21 protein-coding genes are annotated in these 22,940 nt (G+C 69.2%); 14 read left to right on the top strand and 7 right to left on the bottom strand.

Going from position 1 to position 22,940, the window contains the following annotated elements:
- Positions 1 to 173 precede the first annotated feature (173 nt).
- Positions 174 to 623: a ribose 5-phosphate isomerase B gene (gene rpiB / locus VXJ25_RS05435; RefSeq protein WP_330958200.1), complete on the top strand. Its 450-nt coding sequence runs from the start codon at positions 174 to 176 to the stop codon at positions 621 to 623.
- Positions 624 to 710: 87 nt separating this feature from the next.
- Positions 711 to 1,544: an HAD family hydrolase gene (locus VXJ25_RS05430; RefSeq protein ID WP_330958199.1), complete on the top strand. Its 834-nt coding sequence runs from the start codon at positions 711 to 713 to the stop codon at positions 1,542 to 1,544.
- Between the two features lie 123 nt (positions 1,545 to 1,667).
- Here VXJ25_RS05430 and VXJ25_RS05425 read toward each other — a convergent pair whose 3' ends face one another.
- The gene (locus VXJ25_RS05425) at positions 1,668 to 1,964 is read right to left on the bottom strand and encodes a YhbY family RNA-binding protein (protein ID WP_330958198.1); all 297 of its coding nucleotides are present in this window, start codon (positions 1,962 to 1,964) and stop codon (positions 1,668 to 1,670) included.
- A gap of 632 nt (positions 1,965 to 2,596) precedes the next feature.
- Positions 2,597 to 3,742 (bottom strand): ATP-binding protein, encoded by a 1,146-nt coding sequence (locus VXJ25_RS05420; RefSeq protein WP_330958197.1) that lies wholly within the window; start codon positions 3,740 to 3,742, stop codon positions 2,597 to 2,599.
- 483 nt (positions 3,743 to 4,225) lie between these two features.
- Here VXJ25_RS05420 and VXJ25_RS05415 point away from each other — a divergent pair, with 483 nt between their 5' ends.
- The 4 genes from VXJ25_RS05415 to VXJ25_RS05400 all read left to right on the top strand — a co-directional run bounded on the left by VXJ25_RS05415 (position 4,226) and on the right by VXJ25_RS05400 (position 10,122).
- Positions 4,226 to 5,086, top strand: coding sequence for an EamA family transporter (locus tag VXJ25_RS05415; protein WP_330958196.1), 861 nt, complete (start codon positions 4,226 to 4,228; stop codon positions 5,084 to 5,086).
- Between the two features lie 249 nt (positions 5,087 to 5,335).
- On the top strand, positions 5,336 to 7,261 hold the full coding sequence (locus VXJ25_RS05410) for an ABC transporter ATP-binding protein (RefSeq protein ID WP_330958195.1): 1,926 nt from the start codon (positions 5,336 to 5,338) through the stop codon (positions 7,259 to 7,261).
- On the top strand, positions 7,254 to 9,116 hold the full coding sequence (locus VXJ25_RS05405; protein ID WP_330958194.1) for an ABC transporter ATP-binding protein: 1,863 nt from the start codon (positions 7,254 to 7,256) through the stop codon (positions 9,114 to 9,116). Before VXJ25_RS05410 ends, VXJ25_RS05405 begins: the two co-directional genes overlap by 8 nt.
- Before the next feature lie 148 nt (positions 9,117 to 9,264).
- Positions 9,265 to 10,122, top strand: coding sequence for a MurR/RpiR family transcriptional regulator (locus tag VXJ25_RS05400; RefSeq protein ID WP_330958193.1), 858 nt, complete (start codon positions 9,265 to 9,267; stop codon positions 10,120 to 10,122).
- Here VXJ25_RS05400 and VXJ25_RS05395 read toward each other — a convergent pair.
- On the bottom strand, positions 10,119 to 10,727 hold the full coding sequence (locus VXJ25_RS05395; protein WP_330958192.1) for a DUF2200 family protein: 609 nt from the start codon (positions 10,725 to 10,727) through the stop codon (positions 10,119 to 10,121). The two genes, VXJ25_RS05400 and VXJ25_RS05395, sit on opposite strands and share 4 nt — an antisense overlap.
- 249 nt (positions 10,728 to 10,976) lie before the next feature.
- On the opposite strand from VXJ25_RS05395, the gene VXJ25_RS05390 reads away from it, so the two are divergent.
- The gene (locus tag VXJ25_RS05390; RefSeq protein WP_330958191.1) at positions 10,977 to 11,630 is read left to right on the top strand and encodes an HdeD family acid-resistance protein; all 654 of its coding nucleotides are present in this window, start codon (positions 10,977 to 10,979) and stop codon (positions 11,628 to 11,630) included.
- Positions 11,631 to 11,671: 41 nt separating this feature from the next.
- Here VXJ25_RS05390 and VXJ25_RS05385 read toward each other — a convergent pair whose 3' ends face one another.
- On the bottom strand, positions 11,672 to 12,334 hold the full coding sequence (locus tag VXJ25_RS05385; protein WP_330958190.1) for a transaldolase family protein: 663 nt from the start codon (positions 12,332 to 12,334) through the stop codon (positions 11,672 to 11,674).
- A gap of 446 nt (positions 12,335 to 12,780) precedes the next feature.
- On the opposite strand from VXJ25_RS05385, the gene VXJ25_RS05380 reads away from it, so the two are divergent.
- Entirely contained in the window at positions 12,781 to 13,158 is a 378-nt protein-coding gene (locus VXJ25_RS05380; protein ID WP_330958189.1) for a 3-hydroxyisobutyrate dehydrogenase, read from the top strand.
- Between the two features lie 169 nt (positions 13,159 to 13,327).
- Here VXJ25_RS05380 and VXJ25_RS05375 read toward each other — a convergent pair whose 3' ends face one another.
- Entirely contained in the window at positions 13,328 to 13,993 is a 666-nt protein-coding gene (locus tag VXJ25_RS05375) for a TetR/AcrR family transcriptional regulator (RefSeq protein ID WP_330958188.1), read from the bottom strand.
- Between the two features lie 290 nt (positions 13,994 to 14,283).
- Here VXJ25_RS05375 and VXJ25_RS05370 point away from each other — a divergent pair, with 290 nt between their 5' ends.
- The 5 genes from VXJ25_RS05370 (at position 14,284) to VXJ25_RS05350 (ending at position 19,471) form a co-directional block, all read left to right on the top strand.
- Positions 14,284 to 15,219, top strand: a complete 936-nt coding sequence (locus VXJ25_RS05370; RefSeq protein WP_330958187.1) for a hypothetical protein — start codon at positions 14,284 to 14,286, stop codon at positions 15,217 to 15,219.
- Positions 15,220 to 15,640: 421 nt separating this feature from the next.
- A complete protein-coding gene (locus tag VXJ25_RS05365) occupies positions 15,641 to 16,366 on the top strand; it encodes a DUF5058 family protein (protein WP_330958186.1) in 726 nt (241 codons plus the stop codon).
- A 6-nt stretch (positions 16,367 to 16,372) separates the two neighbouring features.
- On the top strand, positions 16,373 to 17,101 hold the full coding sequence (locus tag VXJ25_RS05360; protein WP_330958185.1) for a hypothetical protein: 729 nt from the start codon (positions 16,373 to 16,375) through the stop codon (positions 17,099 to 17,101).
- Positions 17,101 to 18,282 (top strand): M20 metallopeptidase family protein, encoded by a 1,182-nt coding sequence (locus VXJ25_RS05355; protein WP_330958184.1) that lies wholly within the window; start codon positions 17,101 to 17,103, stop codon positions 18,280 to 18,282. Before VXJ25_RS05360 ends, VXJ25_RS05355 begins: the two co-directional genes overlap by 1 nt.
- Positions 18,283 to 18,292: 10 nt before the next feature.
- Positions 18,293 to 19,471 (top strand): M20 metallopeptidase family protein, encoded by a 1,179-nt coding sequence (locus tag VXJ25_RS05350; protein WP_330958183.1) that lies wholly within the window; start codon positions 18,293 to 18,295, stop codon positions 19,469 to 19,471.
- A gap of 108 nt (positions 19,472 to 19,579) precedes the next feature.
- On the opposite strand, the gene VXJ25_RS05345 is transcribed toward VXJ25_RS05350, so the two are convergent.
- Both VXJ25_RS05345 and VXJ25_RS05340 read right to left on the bottom strand, forming a co-directional pair.
- Complete coding sequence (locus tag VXJ25_RS05345; protein WP_330958182.1) at positions 19,580 to 20,788, bottom strand: hypothetical protein; 1,209 nt, start codon at positions 20,786 to 20,788, stop codon at positions 19,580 to 19,582.
- A gap of 85 nt (positions 20,789 to 20,873) precedes the next feature.
- Positions 20,874 to 21,941, bottom strand: a complete 1,068-nt coding sequence (locus VXJ25_RS05340) for a hypothetical protein (protein ID WP_330958181.1) — start codon at positions 21,939 to 21,941, stop codon at positions 20,874 to 20,876.
- Between the two features lie 167 nt (positions 21,942 to 22,108).
- On the opposite strand from VXJ25_RS05340, the gene crcB reads away from it, so the two are divergent.
- Entirely contained in the window at positions 22,109 to 22,471 is a 363-nt protein-coding gene (gene crcB, locus VXJ25_RS05335; protein ID WP_330958180.1) for a fluoride efflux transporter CrcB, read from the top strand.
- Positions 22,472 to 22,940: the final 469 nt, after the last annotated feature.

Genomic DNA, 22,940 nt, shown 5'->3' with positions numbered 1-22,940 from the left:
GTGAGCGGGCCGCCGGAGCAGGGCGGACACAGGTGTGCTATACGGCGCGCTCGGCGACGGTTCCCGTTCTGGACCGTGGGCGGCGCTTCTCGTGGTCTACCATGGCAGGAAGACGACGGGCGTCCTGCCCTCACGACGCGACCCCCACGACGCTACCCCGAAAGGACGAAATCATGATTGCACTCGGCTGTGACCATGGCGGATTCGAGCTGATGCAGGAGGTGAAGCGACACCTCGACGAACGCGGCCTCGAGTACAAGGACTTCGGTACCTACAGCACCGACTCCGTCGACTACACGGACTTCGCGTCCCAGGCGTCGCTCGCCGTCCAGTCGGGCGAGTGCGACCGCGGCATCCTGATCTGCGGTACGGGCATCGGTGTCTCCATCACCGCGAACAAGTTCAAGGGGATCCGTGCCGCCCTCTGCGGCGACTGCTTCTCCGCCGAGGCGACGCGCCTGCACAACGACGCCAACGTCCTCGCCCTCGGGGCGCGCGTGGTCGGCCCCGGGCTCGCCCTCAAGATCGTGGATACCTTCCTCGACACGCCCTTCAGCGGCGCCGAGCGCCACGTGCGTCGCATCTCGAAGATCGCCGAGGTCGAGGCCAGGAATATGAAGTAGGCGCTGGCAGGCATGGGCCGCCCGCGCCTGCGCGCGCCGCGCTCGCGCGGCCGGCGCGGTCTGCCGCGGAATGGTGGGTATGGGCTGATGGCGATGGACTGCGTCCTCTTCGACCTCGATGACACCCTCTATGACCAGGTGCGTCCCTTCGAGCTGGGCTATCGCGAGGCGTTCGGCGATAGGTTCGACGCGCTCGCGGCGGGCGGCCCTGCCGGAGCTGGTGCGGCGGGCGGGCCGCCCGACGTCGTCACCCTCTTCAACGCCAGTCGTCGGCACAGCGACGAGGCGTTCGAGGCGGCGACGCGGGGCGAGATCTCCATGGAGGAGATGTACGTCTGGCGCCTCCAGCGGACGTTCGCGGACTTCGGCGTCGACGTGACCGCGGACGAGTGCCTCCGGATGCAGTCGGCCTACGCCGCCGCACAGCGCGACGCCATCTGCGTTTCGCCGCGGATGGCGGAGGTGCTCGACTGGTGCGCGGCGCGCCGTCCCCTCGGTGGCGGCCAGCTCCCCGGCTCCGGCTGCCTCCCCGGCCCCGGCCGCCTCCCCGGCGCCCGACATCCCATGGGCATCATCACGAACGGCCCCGCCGCGCACCAGATGGAGAAGGTCGAGGCGCTCGGACTCTCCCGCTGGTTCGCGCCGGAGTCCATCGTGGTGTCGGGGGCGGTCGGGGTGGCCAAGCCGGATCCGGAGATTTTCCGCATCGCGTGCGAGCGCGTGGGGACGTCGCCCGAGAGCTGCGTCTACGTGGGCGACTCGTTCGCCTCGGACGTCGTGGGCGCAACGTCTGCGGGCATGCCCGTGGTGTGGTTCAACCACCGGCGCCGCGAGGCTCCCGCGGGTCCGGGTGTCCTGCGCCCGGAGTGGGTGGTCGAGGACGAGCAGGGGCTTCTCGCCCTGCTCAAGAGCCTTGCCTAGCGCTGCGCTAGCGGCGGGCTGGCGCTGCGCTAGCGGCAGGCTGGCGCGCGACGGGCGGCTCGCTTGCGGCGGGCTGGCGCCGCGCTAGCGGCGGGCTGGCGCCGCGCTAGCGGCGGGCTGGCGCTAGACGAGGATGATCTTCTCGATGTCGTCGCGCTGGCTCGGGCGGTAGAGCACGAACTTGTGGCCGATGACCTGCACGACCGCGGAGTGCGTGGGTCGCGAGAGGGCGATGGCCGCCTCGCGCGTGTCGAGGCCCGAGGTGTTGAGGACCGTGCACTTGATGAGCTCGTGCGCCTCGAGCGCCGAATCGGTCTGAGCGACGACCGCGTCGGTGCCGCCCTTGCCGATGGCGATGGTGGCGTTGAGACGGTTGGCGAGGCTGCGGAGCTGCCTGACCTGCTTTCCGGTGAGTTCCATGGGCTTCTCCTGCCTCCTGGGGCGGCGTCGGGCCGCGCTCTTCTGATGCTCATGGGAGGCTATCACGGTTGCGTCGCCCGACGTCGCCACGCACGGGCTTCCCCTCCAAATGAGCACGCCAGCCCGTGGTGGGGCCGGCGTGGGTCGTTCGGCGCGACCGCGGCTGGGGCCGTCCGGCGCTGCCGGGGCGCCGTGCCTCCGGGGCAGCCGGCGCAATACTTCGCCGCGATTGTGCATTTTTGCGACTTAGGGACGACTCCGTCTACCCGACGGTCGGCGATGGGCGGGCCGCACCTTGGCAGACGCCTAACGTGAGGCACGTTTTGCCTGTTGGCGATGGTGAACCGGCTGGCGTCAGTGAGTTGTGGCCGCCTCATGCGGCGCGGCGTCCCCTCGGACTCGTCCCTAAGTTCCCGAAATGCACAAGTCGGTGCGGCGAGTTGCATTGAGAGGGGTGCGCGGCCTGCCGGGGTCGCGTCCCCGCGAGCCCGCCCGGGCCACGTTCCCGCGAGCCTGCCCGGGTCGCGTCCCCGCGAGCCCGCCCGGGCCACGTTCCCGCGAGCCTGCCCGGGTCGCGTCCCCGCCGAGCCTGCCCGGGTCGCGTCCCCGCCCGCGCCCGCGCGGCGTCGCGCTTAGGCCATCTCCAGCCAGGTTGCGATGTTCCTCACCTGCGCGCCATCTGCCTCGAAGTCGCCCTCGGCGCGCTCGACCACGAAGCGTCGCTCGTTTGGGATGCCGATTTCGTCGCCGACGGTGTGTAGGTGCCTGGAGAATCCGCTCCGGTAGGTCTGCGATGACTTGATCTCGGCGAGCAGTCCCTTCTCCGGGTCTGTCAGGTCGACCAGGTCGACCTCGACCTTGGCGTCGTCGCGATAGAAGTAAAGGTCAGGTTCCTCGCCCGCGTTGAGGTGGGCCTTCATCCGCTCCTCGATGACGAGGTTCTCGAATACCGCCCCAAGGTACGGGCTCGTGAGCAGCTGTTCGAGGGTCCTGATGCGCAGCAGGTAGCAGAGCAGACCCGTGTCGTAGAAGTAGAGCTTGGGCGTCTTGGTGAGCCGCTTGCGCAGGTTCGTGTGATACGGGCGTAGCCTGAACACGACGTAGCTCGACTCGAGCATCGATAGCCAGGAGCTCACGGACTCCCGCGAGACACCGGCGGCGTTCGCAAGCCGAGAGATGTTCAGCAGGCTCCCGGTGCACTGGGCGCACAGCTCCAGCAAGGTTCTGTAGGAAGAGAGGCCCCGCACTCCCAGGTGGCCCTGGACATCGCGCTCCACGTACGTTCTCAGGTATGCCGAGAAGTACGCGTCTTGCGGCATGTCCACGTCGTAGAGGCGTGGATAGCCCCCTCTCAGCATGAAGGCATCGGGAGAGAGGTCGGCCCTTGCCGACCTCGCCTCGATAAACGAAAGCGGCAGCAGCCTGAGCATGCCGACCCTTCCCGCTAGCGACTGGGTATTCTGCTTGAGCAGCAGGAAGTTCTGCGACCCCGCGAGCACGTACTGCCCAGGCTCGTTGCTCTCATCCGACGCTACCTGGATCATCGAGAAGAGTTCCGGCGCGAGTTGGGCCTCGTCTACGACCAGTCGCCTCGGACGATTCTCGATGAAGCCGACGGGGTCGGAGAGGGCCTGCCGTCTCGTCTGGGGGTTCTCGAGGTTGACGTAGGCATAGTCAGAGAAGACCTCCCTGGCCAGGGTGGACTTGCCGCTCTGTCGCGGTCCTGTGACCGATACGATGGGGAACCAGTTCGCCATCCGTAGGACCTGCGCTTCCATGCTTCTCGGAATCATCGGGGCCTCGCTTTCGACTGCAGTCCGGGCATGCAGGGCAGAAGCTGCTGGGATTGTATGGTGGCACATCCCAAGATTGCTAGGTGGAGAAGACCATAATTGCAATGTAGAAACCACCATGATTGTAAGGTAGAAGGCCCCACGATTGCAAGGTGGCGATTCCTGGAAGCGCCCCTGACGCCATGGGCCGCTCTGGGGTGGCTCGCTCCGGCGATTCGGCAGAGTTGAAGCCACGCGACCCGCGGGGCGGCCGGGCCCGCCGCGCGCCGCCGGGCGATAAGGACCTCCGGTCGATGGTGCCGTCGGCCTTGGCCGCAGCGCTCGCCGCAGTCGGCCTACTATGATGTCCGGGGTCCGCTCGACGGGCCCGCGGGGCGGACGGGCCCGCGGGGCGGCGACCCGGTCGGACGGCGGCTCCAGCGGCCGGGCCCGCCGGAGGCTTACGAGGACGGGAGGTTTCCCATGTGGATGCTCGCAGCAGTCGGCTCGGCGCTCTTCGCCGGCATCACGTCGATTCTCGCCAAGTGCGGCATCAGGCACACCGACTCCGACGTCGCCACCGCCGTGCGCACCATCGTGGTCCTGGCGTTCGCCTGGCTCATGGCCGCGCTCGTCGGCTCCGTGGGGCAGCTCGGCCAGATCAGCGCGCACTCCATGCTCTTCCTCGCCCTCTCCGGCCTCGCGACCGGCGCGAGCTGGATCTGCTACTTCAAGGCCCTCTCCATGGGCGACGTTAACAAGGTCGTCCCCATCGACAAGTGCTCCGCGGTGCTCACGGTCCTTCTCGCCATCGTGCTGTTCGGCGAGACGGATGCGCTCTGGGTCAAACTGGCGGGCTCGGCGGGAATCCTCGTGGGAACCTTCCTCATGATCGAGAGGCGCGAGCAGGACCACGAGGTCCAGGGTCGCGCGTGGATGTGGTACGCCGTCGGGTCTGCGGTCTTCGCGGCTCTTACGTCGATCCTGGCGAAGGTCGGCATCGAGGGCGTCGAGTCCAACCTGGCGACGGCCGTGCGCACCTGCTTCGTGCTGGTCATGGCCTGGGCCGTGGTGGCGATGCGCGGCAAGCTCGCAGAGGCGCGGCACATCGACGGCCGCGAGCTGGCGTTCATCTGCCTTTCGGGCATCGCGACCGGCGCCTCGTGGCTGTGCTACTACTACGCGATCCAGAGCGGCGTGGTCTCGGTCGTCGTGCCGATCGACAAGCTCTCGATCCTGGTGGCCATGGCCTTCTCGGCCGTGGTCTTCCACGAGCGCTACACCAGGCGCTCCCTCACGGGGCTGGCGCTGATTGTGGCGTCGACCCTCGCGATGGCGGTCTTCCGCTAGCGGCGCGCGGGCCGTGTGGCCCGCGGGCTGGCTCTGGGCCGGGTGACACCGCGCGGGCCGGCACCGGGCCGGCGCCGGGCCGGCGCCGCACCGTGTCCGAGCGCCGGTCCTTCTCTGCATAGAATTCCCACTTGCTTGCAATAAATCAAAATCGCGAATAGACTTGGAAGACTGCAGATTCCAGCGGCGAGGACCGCAGCGCCGGAGGGGCGTGGCTCCCTGCGAGCCGGGCGGCGAAGGGATGGCCGAGTGAGCGATTCGATACTGGACTCCGTCGCGGGCGAGAAAGGCGACCGCACCGAGGGCGGGCGCCTGCTGCGGCGGCTGCTCAGGCCGTACCGCGGGCGCATCGTGCTGGCGCTCGCCCTTCTCGTGTGCGACGTCGTGGGGATGCTCTACATCCCGACCGAGCTCTCGGCGCTGATCAACAGCGCGATCTCCGCGGACGGCGGCGGCGCCCTCGTGACGCACGGCGCCAGGATGCTCGTGGCGGCCTTCGTGGGGTCGGGCGGCTGCGTCGTGTCGTACTGGGTCGTCTCCAACCTCGCCGCCGACGTGGCGCGCGACCTGCGCGTGGAGCTCTACCGCCACAGCCTGGAGCTCTCCGCCTCGGAGTTCGGGCGCTTCGGCGCGGCCTCGATGATCACGCGCACCCTGTCCGACGTGAACGTGGTGCAGCAGACGCTCGTGATGACCTTCACCATGGCGGCGCCCGTGCCGGTCGTCTGCGTGGTCGCGATTCTGCTGGCCTTCTCGGTCGACGCCGTCGTGGGCAGGATGCTGCTCGTGATGACCGCGGTCATGCTGGGCGTCAGCGTGGTGGCGGTCGTGCGCTCAGCCCCGACCTTCGTGAAGCTGCAGGGCTTCGTCGACCGCATGAACGTGCGGCTGCGCGAGTCCGTCACGGGCACGCGCGTGGTGCGCGCCTTCGGCCGCGAGGACTTCGAGCGCGGCCAGCTCGACGAGACCTTCCAGAGCTACGCCGACAGCGCCATCCGCGTGAACCTGGTCTTCGCGACCGCCGACTCGGCGACGTTCTTCATCATGAACGTGGTCGAGGCCCTCGTCATGTGGCTCGGCGCCGACCGCGTCGGCGCCCACGCGATACAGATCGGGTCGATAAGCGCTCTGATCGAGTACTCGATGACCATCCTGTTCTTCATGATGATGGCCCAGTTCGCCGTCGTGCAGCTGCCGCGCGCCGCGGCCTGCCTCGCGCGCGCCGCCGCGGTGCTGACGCTCGAACCGAGCATCGCCGACCCCGCGACGCCCGCCGCGCCCGCCGCGCCCGCCGCGCCCGTGCCCGCGACGCCCGCCGCGCCCGCCGCGCCCGTCGCCCCCATGCCCGCGGCGCCCGCCGCACCTGCGGCGACCGCTACCCCGGCCGCGCCCGTGCCCGCCGCGCCCGCCGCGCCCGCGGACGCCCCCGAGGAGGTGGCCCGTCTCGACCGCGTCTGCCTCAGGTTCGAGGACGCCGACGAGGACACCCTGCGCGACGTCAGCCTCTCCCTGCGGCGGGGCGAGACCTGCGCGATCATCGGCAACACCGGGTCTGGCAAGTCGACCGTGGCCAAGATGCTGCTGCGCTTCCACGACGTCACGTCCGGCTCGGTCAGCCTGCTCGGGACGGACGTGCGCGAGATGACCCGCGCCGAGCTGAGGTCGCACATCGCCTACGTGCCGCAGCGTGCGTGGCTCTTCTCGGGCACGATCGCCGAGAACCTGCGCCACGGCAGCTCGGACGCCACGGACGAGGAGCTCTGGCACGCGCTCGACGTGGCCCAGGCCGGCTTCGTACGCGACCTGCCCGACGGCCTGGCCGCGCACGTCGCCCAGGGCGGCTCGAACTTCTCCGGCGGGCAGCGCCAGCGCCTGGCCATCGCCCGCGCGCTCGTGCGCAGGGCGGACCTGTACGTCTTCGACGACTCGTTCTCCGCGCTCGACTTCCGCACGGACGCGGCGCTCCGGCACGCGATCTCGCGCGAGCTCGCGGGCTCGGCGATCCTGCTCGTCGCGCAGCGCGTGAGCACGATCCGCGACGCCGCCTGCATCGTGGTGCTGGACGAGGGCCGCGTGGTGGGCACCGGCACGCACGACGAGCTCGTGCGGACGTGCGAGGCGTACCGGCAGATCGTGGAGTCCCAGGAGCGTGGGGGAGGTGCGAGCCATGAGTAGCGACAAGGACGAGAGGCTCGAGGCCGAGGCCTCGGCTGGCGCCGGCACCGGCGCGGGGGCGCCCGGCGCGGACGAGGACATGGTCCCGACGGCGCCGCGCGAGACGGCCCTCCGCCTGTGGCGGGTCGCCGGGCGCCAGCGCTGGCGCATCGTGGTCGCGGCGGCCTGCGCGGTCCTGTACGTGGTCTTCTCCCTCGCCTCCGCGACGTTCAGCGCGGTGGTCGTCGACTTCGTGTGGGAGGAGGCCCAGCGCGCGTTCGCCGCGGGCAGCCTCTACGTGGTGGACTACGCGCACGGCGGCAGGCTGATCCTGCAGTACTTCGGCCTGTGGACGCTCGCCTGGGGCTTCTACGCCGTGCAGTCCTTCGTGATGGCGAGCTTCGCGGAGCGGCTCAACCTGGAGCTGCGCCGCCGGATCGCCGACAAGCTGGCGCGCCTGCCGCTCGCGTACTTCGACCGGCACCAGCCGGGCGACACGATCAGCTACGCGACCAACGACTTGGATAAGATCTCGGAGGTCATGCAGCGCGGTCTGCTGCAGCTGATCATCGCCGCCTGCATGCTCGTGGGGGCGCTCGTCTGCATGGCCCGCCGCAGCGTGGTGCTGACGCTCATGTTCTGCGGCTTCGCGGCCGCGTCCGCCCTGGCGACCTGGGCGTTCGGCGCGCAGACCAACAAGGCGGTCGGCCGGCGGCAGGCCCTTCTCGGCGAGCTGACCAGCGAGGTCGAGGAGTCCTACAGCGGCCGTACCGAGGTCCAGGCCTTCGGGCTCGAGGGCCGCAGCCTGGCGGCGGTCTCCGAGAAGGCCGAGCGGCTCGCCCGCGCCGGCGCCCGCGCCGACTTCGTGGCCAACGCGATCGGCCCGTGCATCCGCTTCGTGATGCGTCTCTGCATGGTCACGATCGGCGTGACGGCCGGCGGCATGCTGCTCGCCGGGCAGATGACGGTCGGCGTCTTCCAGGCGTTCTTCCAGTACGTGATGCAGGGGTCTGAGCCGCTGACGCAGTTCTCGGTCTCCTACAACATGCTGCAGGGCGCGCTGGCCGCGGCGGAGCGCGTCTTCGGGTTCCTCGACGAGCCCGAGGTGGAGCCAGACCCGGCCCGTCCCGCAACGCTCGCGCGCCCGGTGCGCGGTCGCGTCTGCTTCGAGCACGTCCGCTTCGGCTACGACGCCGACCACCCGCTCATGCACGACGTCTCCTTCGTGGCGGAGCCGGGCGAGAAGGTCGCGATCGTCGGAGAGACGGGCGCGGGCAAGACGACCCTGGTCAACCTGCTCATGCGCTTCTACGAGATCGACGGCGGCCGCATCACGCTGGACGGCGTGGACACCCGGCGGCTCACCCGTGCCGACCTCAGGCGCGAGTTCGGCATGGTGCTGCAGGACGCCTGGCTCTTCGAGGGCACGATCGCCGAGAACATCGCATACGGCTGTCCGGGCGCCACGCGCGAGGAGGTCGAGGCGGCCGCCCGCGCGGCGCACGTGGACTTCTTCGTGCGCACGCTGCCGCACGGCTACGACACGGTGCTGGAGAACGATGCCAGCGCCGTGAGCCAGGGCCAGCGCCAGCTGCTCACCATCGCGCGCGCCATGCTCGCCGACCCCGCGATCTTGATCCTGGACGAGGCGACGTCGAGCGTCGACACCCGCACCGAGCAGGCGATCGTCCGCGCGATGGAGGCGATCATGGAGAACCGCACGAGCTTCGTGATAGCCCACCGCCTGTCCACCATCGTGGACGCGGACCTCATCCTCGTGATGGACCACGGCAACATCATCGAGAAGGGCACGCACGAGGAGCTGCTCGCGGCGGGCGGGGCGTACGCCGCGCTGTACCAGAGCCAGTTCGCGTAGGGCCGGCGGCGCCGGCGCGGGCGCGGCGCCGGCGCGGGCGGCTGCGGCGGCGCGGCTGCCCGCGCCCGAGTCGGCCCCCGGCCCTCATGCTATCCTTAACGTGCCAGCCGGGCGGGCCCGGCGCGGCGCGACCCGAGGGGGGAGAAGCATGCACGAGGGCAGACTCACGCTATTGACCTCGCTCTTCGAGGTCTACAACGCCAACGAGCTCGACTCCACCTCCCATCTGCTCGCCGAGTACTTCATCAAGAACTATGACCATCTGTCGGACCTCGGCATCTACGACGTGATGGGCGCCTGCTACTGCTCCCGCTCGGCGGTGCGACGCTTCTGCCAGTCCATCGGCTTCGACAACTTCTCCGAGGTCAGGGACATGGCGTTCGAGTGGAGCGTCTTCCGCCACTACTTCCTCTCGGCCGACAAGCAGCTCGGCCCCGGCTTCGACCTGCGCGGCGAGCTCGACCGGCTCTTCGAGTCGATCGACCGGCGCACGGCGGCGGGCGACCTCGATGCCCTCGTCCGCGGCATCCATGACGCGCGCAGCACCACGCTCTTCTCGGCCGACCCGTCGGCGAACGAGCTCAAGGAGTTCCAGCGCGCGATGGCGGTGGAGCACTGCGTCATCCCGCTGGTGACGGAGTCGGTGCCGGCGGCGCAGGCGATAAGGACCCTGGGCGAGAAGGACCTGCTCGTCGCGGTCTCGACCTCGGGCGCCTTCGTCGAGCGCCAGCGCGGCCAGCTCGAGGCGACGAGTGCGCTGCGCGTGATCGTCACGGCCAACCCGGGCGCCGAGGTGTGCTCGCTCTTCGACCAGGTCATCGCCATCGGCGACGAGCTCGGCCGGAACAACCCGCTGCACCGCATGTACTCGACCTACGGCGTCGCATACCTGTTCGACCAGGTCTTCTCGCGCTACGTCCAGGCGTACGACCCCGAGCTCGGCGCGGGTGGCGTCGCGGGCGCGGCAGGCGCCGCCGGCGCTATCGGCCCGGGTGGCGCGGCCTAGGCCTGCCGCAGGACCTTCTCCAACGGACGGCCCTTGGCGAGCTCGTCGACGAGCTTGTCGAGCACGCGCACCCGCCGCATCGTGGGGTCCTCGACCTCGGAGACGCTGACGCCGCAGACCTTGCCCTTGACCTCGTCGGCCATGGGGTTGTAGGCGGGCGCCTCGTCGAGCCAGCGCGAGAAGGGGACCTCGGCGAGCCTCTCCTCCGCGAGCGCGTCGTCGGAATAGCCGGTGAGCCACGTTACGACGCGCGTGAACTCATCGTGCGTGCGGCCCTTGCGCTCGACCTTCGCGAGAAGCGCGTCGAGGTAGAGGCTCGCGGGGCCGTCCACCTGCGCGCATTCGAACTCGACTGAGACGACGTCGCCCGGCTGCTTGCCGATGCGGGCGCGGATGTCCTTGCGGATCCCCAACACGTAGCTGCGGGTGCCGTCGTCGTGCTTGGACGAGACGACACTGCCGTCGTAGGGGATGCCGTCGAAGCGCGCGTGCACCTTGATGCGGCCTGCGCCGAACACGCGGGGAACGTCGAGGGGCACGGTCACGAAGGCGCCGTCCAGGCCCTCGACCTTCTCGATGGGTGCCTCGAAGCTGTAGGTCCGCATGCCTCTCCCGTCGTCTTGGCTGACAGCTGACCGCACCAGTATAGGGCCGAGCCGCGTCCGCCGGTCGCGCCGCGGCCCTTCTCGAACCGGCCGAGCCAAGCCGTCGCGAGCCCATGCCGCGGCCGTTCCCCCCAAAGTGGACACTCTTCCAGTTTGTGTCGTAGATTACCGCCGTCTGATACGAAACCGTGAATACAGGTACATACACTACTAGTTCGAGCTCCTTGGGCCAACAGTTAGGAGGAGACCATGGACTGGAAGGACAGGACACAGGACGTCGCGAAGCGCGTGTACAGGGGTGGCATCGTCGCTTCGGTCCTGATGGTGGTGCTGGGCGTGCTGATAACGGTCAACCCTCAGGCGTCGCTCGTCACCCTCGTCTGGCTGATGATCGCGGGGCTCCTCGTCGGCGGCACCTATCGGATCGCGACCTACGGGCAGATGCCCTACTGGCTACGTCCTGGCTACTCGCTGGCGACGGGCGTCATGGACGTCGTCTGCGGCATCCTGCTCGCGCTGGCCGCGATGAACTCACCGGCCTTCACCTACGACGTCTTCGTCGTGATGATCGGCCTGATGCTCGCCCTCGAGCTGCTGTTCGCGGGCATCAACCTGCTGTCGTCCGCCGGCGTCGTCCGCCGCATGGGAGGCAGCTCCGGCTGGGCGGTCGTCGGCGGCGTCCTCGACCTCGTCGCTGGCATCCTGCTCTTGATGGCCCCGGGTATGGGCACCCTCATGCTCATGTACGTCCTCGCGTTCTCGCTGATCGTCAGCGGCATCAGCGTCTTCTCGACCTCCGTCGACGTCAAGAACCGCGCCAAGGCCCTCGGCGACTACATCGACGAGCTGGACGAGCCGTTCGACCCGGACAACGACCGCTTCTTCAGCTGGAAGCGCCACTGACGCGCCCGGCGCCGTCGGCGCGGCGTGCACCCGTGTGCAGCCTACGCGAAGGTGCGCCGGCCGAAGGCGGCCTCCCAGGCGGAGGTGAACTCCTCGACCGCGACCTTGGTCCCGGGGTGGTCGAGCATCGCGCGCACCACATCGGGGGCGACGGTGACGGCGCCGACGCCGGCGAGCATCAGCTCGTGCACCTGGTTGCCGTTCTTGAACGAGGCGGCGCAGATCTTGCTGGGGAGCTGGTTGAGCTCGAGCATCGTATGCAGCTCGCGGACCCACTGCACGCCGTCGCCGTAGTTGCACATGCGGTTGACGTAGGGGGCGAGGTAGTCCGCGCCGTTCATCGCGGCAAAGAACGCCTGGTCGGGCGAGTAGATCGCAGTGGCGAGCACGCCGAGGCCCTCTCGCTTGGCCTGCTTGATCGCGCGCATCCCGTCGTGGGTGACGGGGATCTTCACGTACATGTTCTCGCGCAGCGAGCAGATCTTCCGCGCGTCGGCGAGGATTCCCTCGTAGTCGGTCGCGACCGTCTGCATGAAGAGCTTCTGCTCCGGGGCGAGGACCGCGTCCATCTCGGAGAATACCTGCTCGGGGGTCTTGCCGCTCCTAGTGATGATGGTGGGGTTGGTGGTGACGCCCGCGATGGTCATGACCTCGGAGAGGTCCCTGACCGCCTCTGCGTCCGCCGTGTCGAGAATGAACTCCATGTCCGTATCCTCCCTATCCGCTTGCCGCCTCCTGGCGGCTGATTGACGTGGCTGCTGCCGCCGGCTGGCGGCTGATTGACGTGGCTGCTGCCGCCGGCTGGCGGCGGCCTCGGCGTTCCCTGGCGGCCCGATGGCGGCCGGGTGGCTTCTACCTTGCACCATCATCGCACGTCACTCCCCGTGGACCGTGGTGGAGAGCCCGGCTTCCTCGCAGTCTCGCACGACGCCTCGCACCGAGCGCGCCTCCCGCCAGCGGCGAGCCAGCTTCCAGCCCGCATCCCGCCGGCCGCCTGCGAGCCGTGCGCCCACGCCCGAAGGTGACCACAACGTGCCTACTGGCACCCTGCCGCCGAAGCGCCGATACTGGGAGGGTCGGCAGGGGGCGCTTGCCCCCGAAGGAGAAGGATGGCTGGGGCGCCGTCGCCCCGTAGGAGAAGGGAACGCACATGGAGAAGCAGCTGTTCGACTACACGAGCGCCAAGGTGGACGAGATGCTCGCCGCGCCCTCCGCGTCTGAGGCCACCAAGCGGGCGGCGCAGGCCTGGAAGGACGCCGTCGCCGTTGAGGGGGCGGACGTCGAGGCCGCGACCGACGCCCTGCTCGACGCCATCAGCGCGCACCAGACCACCATCGACAACCTCATCGGCTTCGTGGGCTCCGACACGGGCAAGCAGTTCTTCGGCGAGGAGGTCGCCAGGCAGATGCTCGAGCACGCCGAGAAGCGCAAGGCCGCCGGCGCCAAGTTCTGCGACTGCGCCGCCTGCAGGCCCTGCCACGAGCTCCTGCACAAGTTCGGCCGCGAGGAGGCCGACGTCTACCTGTAGGCTCGCGGCAAGCTGCCCGGACCTGGCCCCAGGCATCCGGTTCCGACCCAGGGCACCGCTCCGAACGTCGAGAGCCCCGCCGTCCCTGTCTTGTCCGGGGACGGCGGGGCTCGCAATCTTCCAGTGGACCTCCCGGCTGCGGCGCGAGGGCGGGAACCCCTCTGGCAGCCTACTTCGCGCCCAGCTGCAGCAGGAAGCGGTTGGCCTCCTCCATCCTGGCGGAGATGGAGTCATCCGACATCGAGTACTCGTCGCTCTTCATGAGGCGCTCGAGGAGGACCTGGAAGTAGGAGATGGTGAGCGCGTTCACGAGCTCGAGGTTCTCCTCCTTGATGAGTCCCTTCTTGACCAGGGGCTCGAGCATCGCGGCGTTCCTCTCCTCGAACTTGCCCCTGCTCAGCATCTCCAGCACCGTGTCGGAGATGTTGGCGAGCTGCTCGGGGTAGATGCTGTAGTAGAAGGAGACCGACTCGTCCAGCGGCGTGCTGTGCTCCTCGAAGAACAGGTGGTGGTAGACGTCGGGCCGCACGCTCGCGTGGCGCGAGAACAGCCTCCACGAGTAGAGGTAGGCGTCGACGGGGTCCGCGACCTGGATGCTGGAGTTGGCGAGCATCCGGCAGTAGTCCTCGAGGTAGCCGATGGAGGCGAGGGTGATGAGCGTGTCAACGTCCTTGAAGTAGAGGTACAACGTCGCGCTGTTGTAGCCGGCGTTGGCGGCGACCTTGCGGATGGAGACGCCGCTCACGCCCTCCGCGTCGATGATCCCTCTGGTGGCGTCGAGGAACGTGGTGATGATCTCGTTGCGCTGCTCCTCGGTGTACTTGTTGCGTCCCATGTGCCTCCGCATCTCCAACACTCTCTGAAACGCTCAGAAACCCCTCCATCATATACATTCTTGAGAGAATCACCAATTTTCGCGGCCGATGACTCTACCAGAAATTATGGCCTGTCATGCCGGTGGACCCGAGCCGTCCGATGGGCGCGCCTCCCGGGGCGGCCCGCCGCCCCCGCGCGGGCGACCTCCCGCCCGTCATATCGTGACAGCTATGGGTTCCGGGCGTACCATGGCGTCCACATACCGACGGCGCGCGGCGGGAAGGGCCGGGCGCCGGGGGAGGGGGAGCCATGGAGTGCGCCGAGAGGCAGGACGAGGCGGTCGAGGGCGCCCCAGCGCGGGCGCGAGAGTTCGCGCCCTCACCCTACCGGGACCTCGCACCCGATCAGGTCGCCTCCGACCACCGTTCCAAGCTCAGGCACATACGCAACCGCACCGTCGGCGGCATCGGCGCGATGCTCGCCATTACCGCCCTGGCAGTCGTCTGGGGTGGTGCCTCGGTTGCGCCCGTCGCGGTCGCGTCCTTCCTGCTCGCGAGTGGCGCGGCCCTCGCGAGCGAGCGCGGCGCCGTCTCCCGGCAGTGGTCGGCGCTGACCCAGGTCGCCTCGGCCGACTGCGACCCTGCCAAGCTCCTGCGCATCCTCGACGCCCTGGGCGAGAAGGACCGCGGAGCCGCGGACGACCTTCTGGTGTGGTACGGGACCTGCCTCGCCCTCACTGGCGACGCCCCCGCCGCGCTCGACGTCGCGCGTTCGCTCGACTCCGGCACCGGCGCGCGCGCCGCAGCGCGCACCCGCCGCACCCGCGCCGCCACCGTCGCGCGTGAGCTCAACGCCGCATCGATCCGCCTCACGGCAGCAGCCCGCTCCGGCGACCGCGAGGGCCTCGCCTCCGCGCTGGCTAAGGCCCGTGAGGTCGACGGACGCCTGAGACCGACCGACCCGCTCCGCGTCGCCGCGGCGGCACTCGAGGCCGAGGGCGAGCTCGAGCTCGCCCTCGCTGACGGCGACCCCGCCGCCTGCGAGGTGCCCCTTCGCGAGCTCGCCTCCTGCGCAGGCACGAGGCTGCGCCACGTCTGCTACGTCTTCGACCGCGCCCGCGTGCGCGAGGCGTCTGGCGACGCCGCCGCGGCGTCCGCGGACTTCTCCTACGTCGTCGAGCAGGGAGGCACGCTCGCCCTCCGCGAGGAGGCACGCGCCGCTACCGAGCGGCTCTCCGCGGGCTAGACGCCGCGGAGCACAATCTGCCGTACTTCCGAGACACGGCCGCACGGCCGCGTCCAGTTGTGCATGTGAAATAACAACAATTCCAAAAATTTGCATTATTAAGGGCAAATTTCGGGATTATTCCAATTTGCATTACCTCAAACCTATGGGTTGCTTTTACTAACCGCTTGCCTAATATAACGGTAATTCCTACCCCAGACGTTCTAATTTCAGGGGCAAGGCGCACGCGGGAGCCGAGGTCCTTCTCGGTGCCCGGCCGCCGGACGAAGGCCCCGAGGAGGCCTTCTACCCGGGAGCGAGCGCCTTGGAGCTTCGTCCGACGACGGAGGGCCGCCGCCGGTGCGAGTGAGAGGGGGCCCGCACGCTGAGTATGCCTTGCACGCAATGATTTCTTTCTGTTGGAGTGAGGTTAGGGGGAGTCGTGGACTACAAGCTCATCGCAAACTCGTGGGCGATATGGCTGGCGGTCATACCGGTCGCGCTGCTCGAGATCTACCAGGCGTACATCTTCGCCAAGAAGACGAAGGCCGCGGGCCCGCTGGTCGGGCTCAGCGCCGAGGAGGCCAACAAGGCCTTCAAGGTCGGCATGCGCTCCGCCATCGGCCCGTCCCTCGGCGTCTTCGCGGTGATGCTCGGCCTCATGGCCGTCATCGGCGCGCCCCTCGCCTGGCAGCGCCTCTCCATCATCGGCGCCGCGCCGACCGAGCTCGCCGCCGCGACCATGGCCGCCAAGGCCCAGGGCCTCGAGCTCTCGAGCCCCGACTACGGCGCGATTAACTTCGCCAACGCCTGCTGGGTCATGGCGCTCAACGGCAACGCGTGGCTGCTCACCTCCGGCCTCCTCGCCGACAAGCTGGACAAGATATCCAAGAAGGTCATGGGTCACAACAAGAAGACCCTCGGCATCTTCACCGTGGCGGCCACGTGCGGCGCCTTCGGCTACATGTGCATCAACCAGGTCATCATCGGCCTCGCGCCGGCCAAGAACGAGGTTCTCGCCTCCACCATCAGCAGCTTCGTGCTGATGGTCGTCCTGGAGCGCGTCGCAAAGAAGCATCCCAGGCTCGGCGAGTGGACCCTCGGCATCGCGATGGCCGCCGGCATGGCGGTGGCCGTCATCTTCAAGCACCTCGTGATGGGAGCGTGACGAAACATGGCAGACACGAGCGTAACCACCGCGACGACGACTGACGCCGCGGCTGACGAGGCCTTCGCGGAGGCCTACACCAAGCCCATCATCCGCTACGGCCGAGTGACCAACCTCCTCGCCGTCCTCTTCTGCTTCGTCCCCGCCGTCGTGGTGTGGCTCGTCTTCGGCTACCTGCCGCAGATCGGCGACATCCTGACCGGCTGGGGCCTGATCGCCTCGATTTACCTGGTGTTCGCCTTCATCGAGCCGATCTCGTACTACCCGATCGTCGGCCTCTCGGGTGTCTACATGGTCTGCCTGTCCGGCAACATCGGCAACGTGCGCATCCCGTGCGCCCTCATGACCCAGCAGGTCCTCAAGACCGAGCCCGGCACCCGCAAGGCGGAGCTCGTCTCCACGCTCGGCATCGCCGGCTCGATCATCACCAACCTCGCCCTCACCACCCTGGCCGCCCTCGCCGGCGCGTTCATCATGTCGATCCTGCCGCCGATCATCATCGAGGCGCTCTCCTACGTCTCGCCCGCCATCTTCGGCGCGATGTTCGGCATGCAGGCCGCCAAGAACCTCAAGTACGCCTGCTTCGCCGCCCTTCTCGGGTTCCTGGCGATGGGCGTCTTCAACATCGCGACCTACGTGACGGTGCCGCTGATGGTCTTCGGCACGGTCGCGTTCGCCATGCTCGTCGACAACCGCAAGTCGAAGGAAGAGGGACCTAAGGAGGAGGCAGCGTAATGGAAGCGGAGAAGATCAAGGCGGCAGCACAGGACTCGCTCAAGGACGTCGTCGGATGGCGCCGGCACCTGCACGAGCATCCCGAGGTGGGCTTCGACCTCAAGAACACGATGGCCTACGTATGCTCGGTCCTGGACGAGTTGGGCGTAGAGCACGAGGCCAACGAGAAGGGCTCCTACGTCGTCGCCTACATCAACCGCGGCAAGCCCGGCAAGACGATCGCCGTCCGAGCCGACATGGACGCCCTGCCGGTGCAGGAGGAGACGGGCCTGGAGTTCGCCTCCAAGGAGCCCGGTAAGATGCATGCCTGCGGCCACGACGTGCACACCGCCTGCCTGCTCGGCCTGGCCAAGGTTCTGAAGGGCATGGAGGGCGAGCTCAACGGCTCGGTCAAGCTGCTCTTCCAGCCTGCCGAGGAGCTCGGCACGGGCTCGCCGGTGCTCATCGCCGACGGCGTCCTCGACGACGTGGACGAGGTCGTCGGCATGCACAACGGCAACCTGGGCGACGGCGCAGAGCCGGGCGACCTGGTCTTCTCGACCGGCCCCATGATGGCGACGATGGACAAGTTCACGCTCACCATCAAGGGCCAGGGTGCCCACGGCTCCACGCCGCAGGCCTCGATCGACCCGATCACCATCGCGTCATATGTCATCACCAGCCTTCAGGAGATCATCTCGCGCGAGTGCGACCCGCGCGACGCCGCCGTCATCACCATCGGCTCGATCCACGGCGGGGACGCCTTCAACATCATCCCGGACACCTGCGAGCTGGCCGGTACCACCCGCGTCTTCACCAACGAGATGCGCGACTTCATCGAGCGGCGCATTGGCGAGGTCGCGGAGGGCGTCGCCAAGGCCTACCGCGCCGACATCGTATACAAGTTCTTCCGTCAGCCGCCCCCACTGGTCAACGACAAGGGCGTGGCGGAGAAGCTCATCGAGGTCTCGAACGAGCTCTATCCGGACAACACCCGCATGATGCAGAAGCTCTGCATGGCGGGCGAGGACTTCGCCTGGTACCTGCAGAAGAAGCCCGGCGCGTTCTTCTTCTTCTGCAACCCCAAGCCGATCGACGGCAAGTGCTGGCCGCACCACAACTCCAAGTTCGCGATCGACGAGACCCACCTCGACAGGCCCATGGCGGTCTTCGCGGGCTTCGTCGCGAGCGAGCTCGCCTAGGGGGTCGGACATGGACGTAAAGGCTGAGGTCGCCACCGTCATGGACGACGTCGTCTCCTGGCGTCGCCACCTGCACGAGAGGCCCGAGATCGGCTTCGACCTCAAGGGGACGCTCGCCTACGTGTCGGCGCAGCTCGACGCGATGGGCATCCCGCACGAGGTCAATGACGAGCACTCCTACGTCATAGGTTGGATCCGTGGCTCCGAGGGCGGCCGTACCGTCGCCCTGCGCGCGGACATGGACGCCCTGCCGGTGCAGGAGGAGACGGGCCTTGAGTTCGCCTCCAAGGTGCCTGGCAGGATGCACGCCTGCGGCCACGACGCCCACACCGCCATGCTGCTCGGCGTGGCCAAGGTGCTCGAGGCGCACAAGGGCGACATCAAGGGCACGGTCAAGCTCGTCTTCCAGCCCGCCGAGGAGCTCGGCACGGGCTCCAAGGTCCTGTGCGAGGACGGCGTGATGTCCGACGTGGACGAGATCGCCGGCCTGCACGTGGGCAACATCTCCGAGGAGGCCAAGCCGGGTGACCTGGTCTTCTCCCTTGGTCCCATGATGGCGACCATGGACAAGTTCACGCTCAAGGTGATCGGTCACGGGGCGCACGGCTCCACGCCGCAGGCCTCCGTCGACCCCATCACCATCGCCGCCTACATCGTCAGCGGCCTGCAGGAGGTCATCTCGCGCGAGAAGGACCCGCGCAATCCGGCGGTCGTCTCCGTCGGCAAGATCCGCGGCGGCTCCGCCTTCAACATCATCCCCGACACGGTGGAGATGGAGGGCACGGCCCGTACCCTCACCAACGAGGACCGCGACTTCATCGAGAGGCGCATCGGTGAGGTGGCGGAGGGCATCGCGAAGGCGTACCGCGCGGACATAGAGTACAAGTTCTTCCGCCAGCCGCCCCCCGTGGTGAACGACCGCGCCGTCGCCGAGAGGCTCGTGGCGGTCTCGCGCGAGCTCTACCCCGACGACACGCTGATCATGACCAGACCGGTCATGGGCGGCGAGGACTTCGCCTGGTACCTGCAGGAGAAGCCCGGCGCGTTCTTCCTGCTCTCCAACCCCCTGCCGGTCGACGGCAGGTGCTGGCCGCAGCATAGCGCCCACTTCGCGCTCGACGAGGGCCAGTTCCACAAGGGCATCGAGGTCATGGTGGCCTTCGCGCTCAAGGAGCTTGGCGCGGCGTAGGCACAGCGCGCCGGGGCCGCGGGCCGGGTTCGACACCCTGCCGCGGACCCGGCGCGCGGCCCGTACCGGCGCCCGGCCCGCGCCTCGGGGCTCAGCCCGCGCGCTTGCCTACCTCGTGAGGCCGTCCTGCCGCATCATGGTCTCGAGGGCGTCGAGGTCGCTCTCGATGTCCAGCGTCCGCGTCGCGCTCATGGAGCCGAGCAGCGTCTGGAAGGCGTCGTTGATCCGCTCGAGCGACGCGAGGATGCGCGACGCCACGTCCTTCTCGCCTGCCGTGGGCGCGGGCTTGGCCGCGATCTCCGCGTACGCACCGATGAGCTTGGCGGTCGTCGGCAGGTAGTAGGTCGAGAAGAGCCCGAGCTTGGAGATGGTGTCCGGGTGCCTCCTGGCCTCGGCCTCGATCTGGCGTGCGAGGTCCACGGTCCGCTCGACGTCGCGTCTGGCCTCGCCCTCGACGCGCTGGGCGACCTGCTCCACGTCCTCCATGCTCGCCTGGATCCGTGCGAGCGTAGCGAGCTGCTCCTCGGTGAGGTCGTCGACGGGGCCGCGTGCGGCCTGCTCCTCGCGGCGCCGCTCCTCGTACTCCTCGTAGAGCTCGTCGGTCAGCAGGAAGGCGGTGCCGTCGTCGGAGAGGTGGCCCTGCGGCGTCCAGTCGCGGCTGATGAACTCCCTGAGGTAGGCGACCATCCGCTCCTGCTTGATGCCCCGCCGCGTGGCGAGCTCCTCCACGGTGATCGCGGGCTGCCGGAGAAGGAGCGGCCGGCAGGTCGTGTAGGCGAGCGCGAGGTCCTGCTCGAACTTGCCCTTTGGCCCGACCTTCACGAGGAAGAGGATGGAGGCGGCGAGCATCAGCGCGCAGACGATGGCGAGGGCGACGCTGCCGACCGCGATGAAGCTGACGAGCACGACCGCGAGCGGCATCGAGATGAAGAGGGCGAAGGCGTACACGAGGATCCCGCGGAAGGTCGGGCCGGTCGTGACCGTGAGGGGGGCGAGGTAGCGCTCGTAGGACTGCTGGTCGAGCGTGTCGAGCCACTTGGAGAGCTCGCTGTTGGCGACGCTGACGCTCTTGCTGATTCCCTTGCCTATGGCCTTGCCCGCCTCCGCGATGCCGTCGAAGACGCCCTGCAGCACGGGGCTGACGTCGGGGGTGCCACCCAGCGAACGGTTGACCTCGCGCATCATCTCGTCGATGGTCCGGTTGGCGGCGTCCATCGCGTTGGCGGCGAAGTCGGCGCGGCTGGCGGCGTCGGGTCGGCTGGCGGTGTCGGGTCGGCTGGCGGCATTCTTGCGCTGGTCCTTGTCCATGTCTGCCATCCGTCTTCCTTTCGCTCGCCCGGCGCGGTCCCGCTCGCGCGGCGCGGTCTGGTGAATCGGCGCGGCGGGTTGCCGTGGGCACATGTTACGCCATCGGACGCACGGCGGAGAGCGTCCGCGCCGCCTCCTCGCCAGCCGCGCGAGACTCCCGCCTGGCGTCCTCGAGGCGCCTAAGGGAGAAGGACAGCTCCTCCGGAGGCCCTGCCAGCCGCACCCCGGCCGTGGGCTCCGTGCCTGCGGGCTCCGCGCCCGTGGCGGCCTCCTGCCCTGAAGCTTGCACGGAGCTGCCCGCGAGCTTGCGCCAGATTGGTAGCGCGGCCTCCACGACCTCGCCCAGGGCGTCCGTCATCGAGGCGTCGGCGTGTCGCACCAGGGTGAGCGCGGCCGCGGCCTGCTCCGCGAGCAGGCGCGAGGCGGTAAGCTGGTCGGCCCGTGCGGCCAGGTCGCCAGAGCGCCCTGGCGTCGATCTGGCTCGCAGCCTCGCGGCGGCGGCGAGGCTCGCGAGGTCGTGCGACTGCCCCGCCAGGTCGCGGAGAAGCGCGTCCAGCGCGCTCTGCTCCTTGAGAAGGGCGGCCTGCCGTAGCTTGAGCGCGACCTCCGTGCGGTCGACGAGCCCCGGTGCGAGCGCCCCGGCGGCCCCAGCGGCCCCGGCAGACCCCGTCGCTCCGGCATGTCCGGAGGTGGCCCCGCAGACCTCGCCGCCGGCACCGTCGGCAGGCTCGCGTCCGGCGGGGGAGCACCTGGTGCCAGGGCGGCGAAACGTCCGTGCCAGGCGGGCGAGAAGGCCGTCGCGCTCCGGGGCGTCCGCGCCGCGGCCCCCGTCGTCGTCCGCGCCACGCCGCGCGCCGGCGCCCCAGGTCGCCTCGGCCAGGCTCGCCAGGGCGGCGTCCGCCTCGTCTGCCAAGCGGCGCGCATTCGACGAGCGCAGCACCTCGAGTGCGGAGTCGACGGTCCTGGCCACGTCGCGGCGACGTCCCTCGCCGAACCCGGAGACGCCGAGCGTGGTCGAGGTGTCGATGCCGGCAGCGAGGCGTGCGACCGCCGCGGCGTTGGCATCCCCAGGCGCGCAAGGCTGGGCGGGCGTGCGGGGCGCGGCTGTCACGTCGGGTGCGCCGTATCGGGCGCGAGTCCCTGGCTGGGTGTCGTCGGGCATAGCTTTCCCACCTCTTTCCTGGCACGAGTCTACCCTGTCGTCTTGCTGGCCCAGGCGAATCCCTGCGGAGAATCCGTAGGGCGGAGTGCCAGAATGTCAGGGGCCTGACGGTTTCGCCCCCGACATGCTCCCGCATGTTCCGGGGCCTGCGGATAAAGGTGATAGAAATGATAGAGTGCCTGGTCGTCGGTCTGGGCGGCTTCCTCGGCGCCGTGATGCGCTACCTCGTAGGGCTGGTCCCGGTTGGAGCGCAGGGGGGCTTTCCTTACAAGACCCTCGCGATCAACGTCGTCGGCGCGTTCGCGATCGGCGTCGTCGTCGCCTTTGCGGCCCGTGGGGTGGTGAGCCCGCGATGGGAGCTCTTCCTCAAGGTGGGCATCTGCGGTGGATTCACGACCTTCTCGACCTTCGCGCTCGAGTGCGACCAGCTGGCGGCCCGTGGCTCCGCGGGCCAGGCGGTGCTCTACGTCTGCCTGAGCCTTTCGCTCGGCATGCTCGCGGTCTTCCTCGGACAGCGCGTCGCGGGGTAGGGGGCAGCCGGGATTCGTCGTCACGGCTGGCGGGGCGCGCCTGCGCTCCGGCCCGGCCGACCCGGACGCGCGCCGCCCCGCCCCCCGGACGCAATTCCCTCGGCGGGGTTCTGCATTTGGGCGAGTTGTGGACGGGTCGGGAGGCGCGCGGCGCCCGCGCGACGGAGGGCGCGCCCGCCCGCGCCAGCGTTTGCCCAGGATCTGGCGGCCGGCCCCGCCGCCGGCCGCCTCGCGGCCCGCCCCGACCCGTCCCCAAGTCGCGGAAATGCACGGCCGGACGTGAAGGCCGCGCCGGGCCCCCGGCCGGCCCCGCCGCCGGCCGCCTCGCGGCCCGCCTCGACCCGTCCCCAAGTCGCGGAAATGCACGGCCGGACGTGAAGGCCGCGCCGGGCCCCTGGGCCGGCCCCGCCCGACGCCGCCTGCCACGCCCGCGGCCCCCGCCCCGCTCGCCCTCCGCCCTCGTCCGCCC

This window comes from Olsenella absiana, assembly GCF_036408855.1.
Taxonomy (GTDB): domain Bacteria; phylum Actinomycetota; class Coriobacteriia; order Coriobacteriales; family Atopobiaceae; genus Olsenella_K; species Olsenella_K absiana.
The sequence above is the reverse complement of the archived record's forward strand: the minus strand, read 5'-3'. Positions and strand labels throughout refer to the sequence as shown.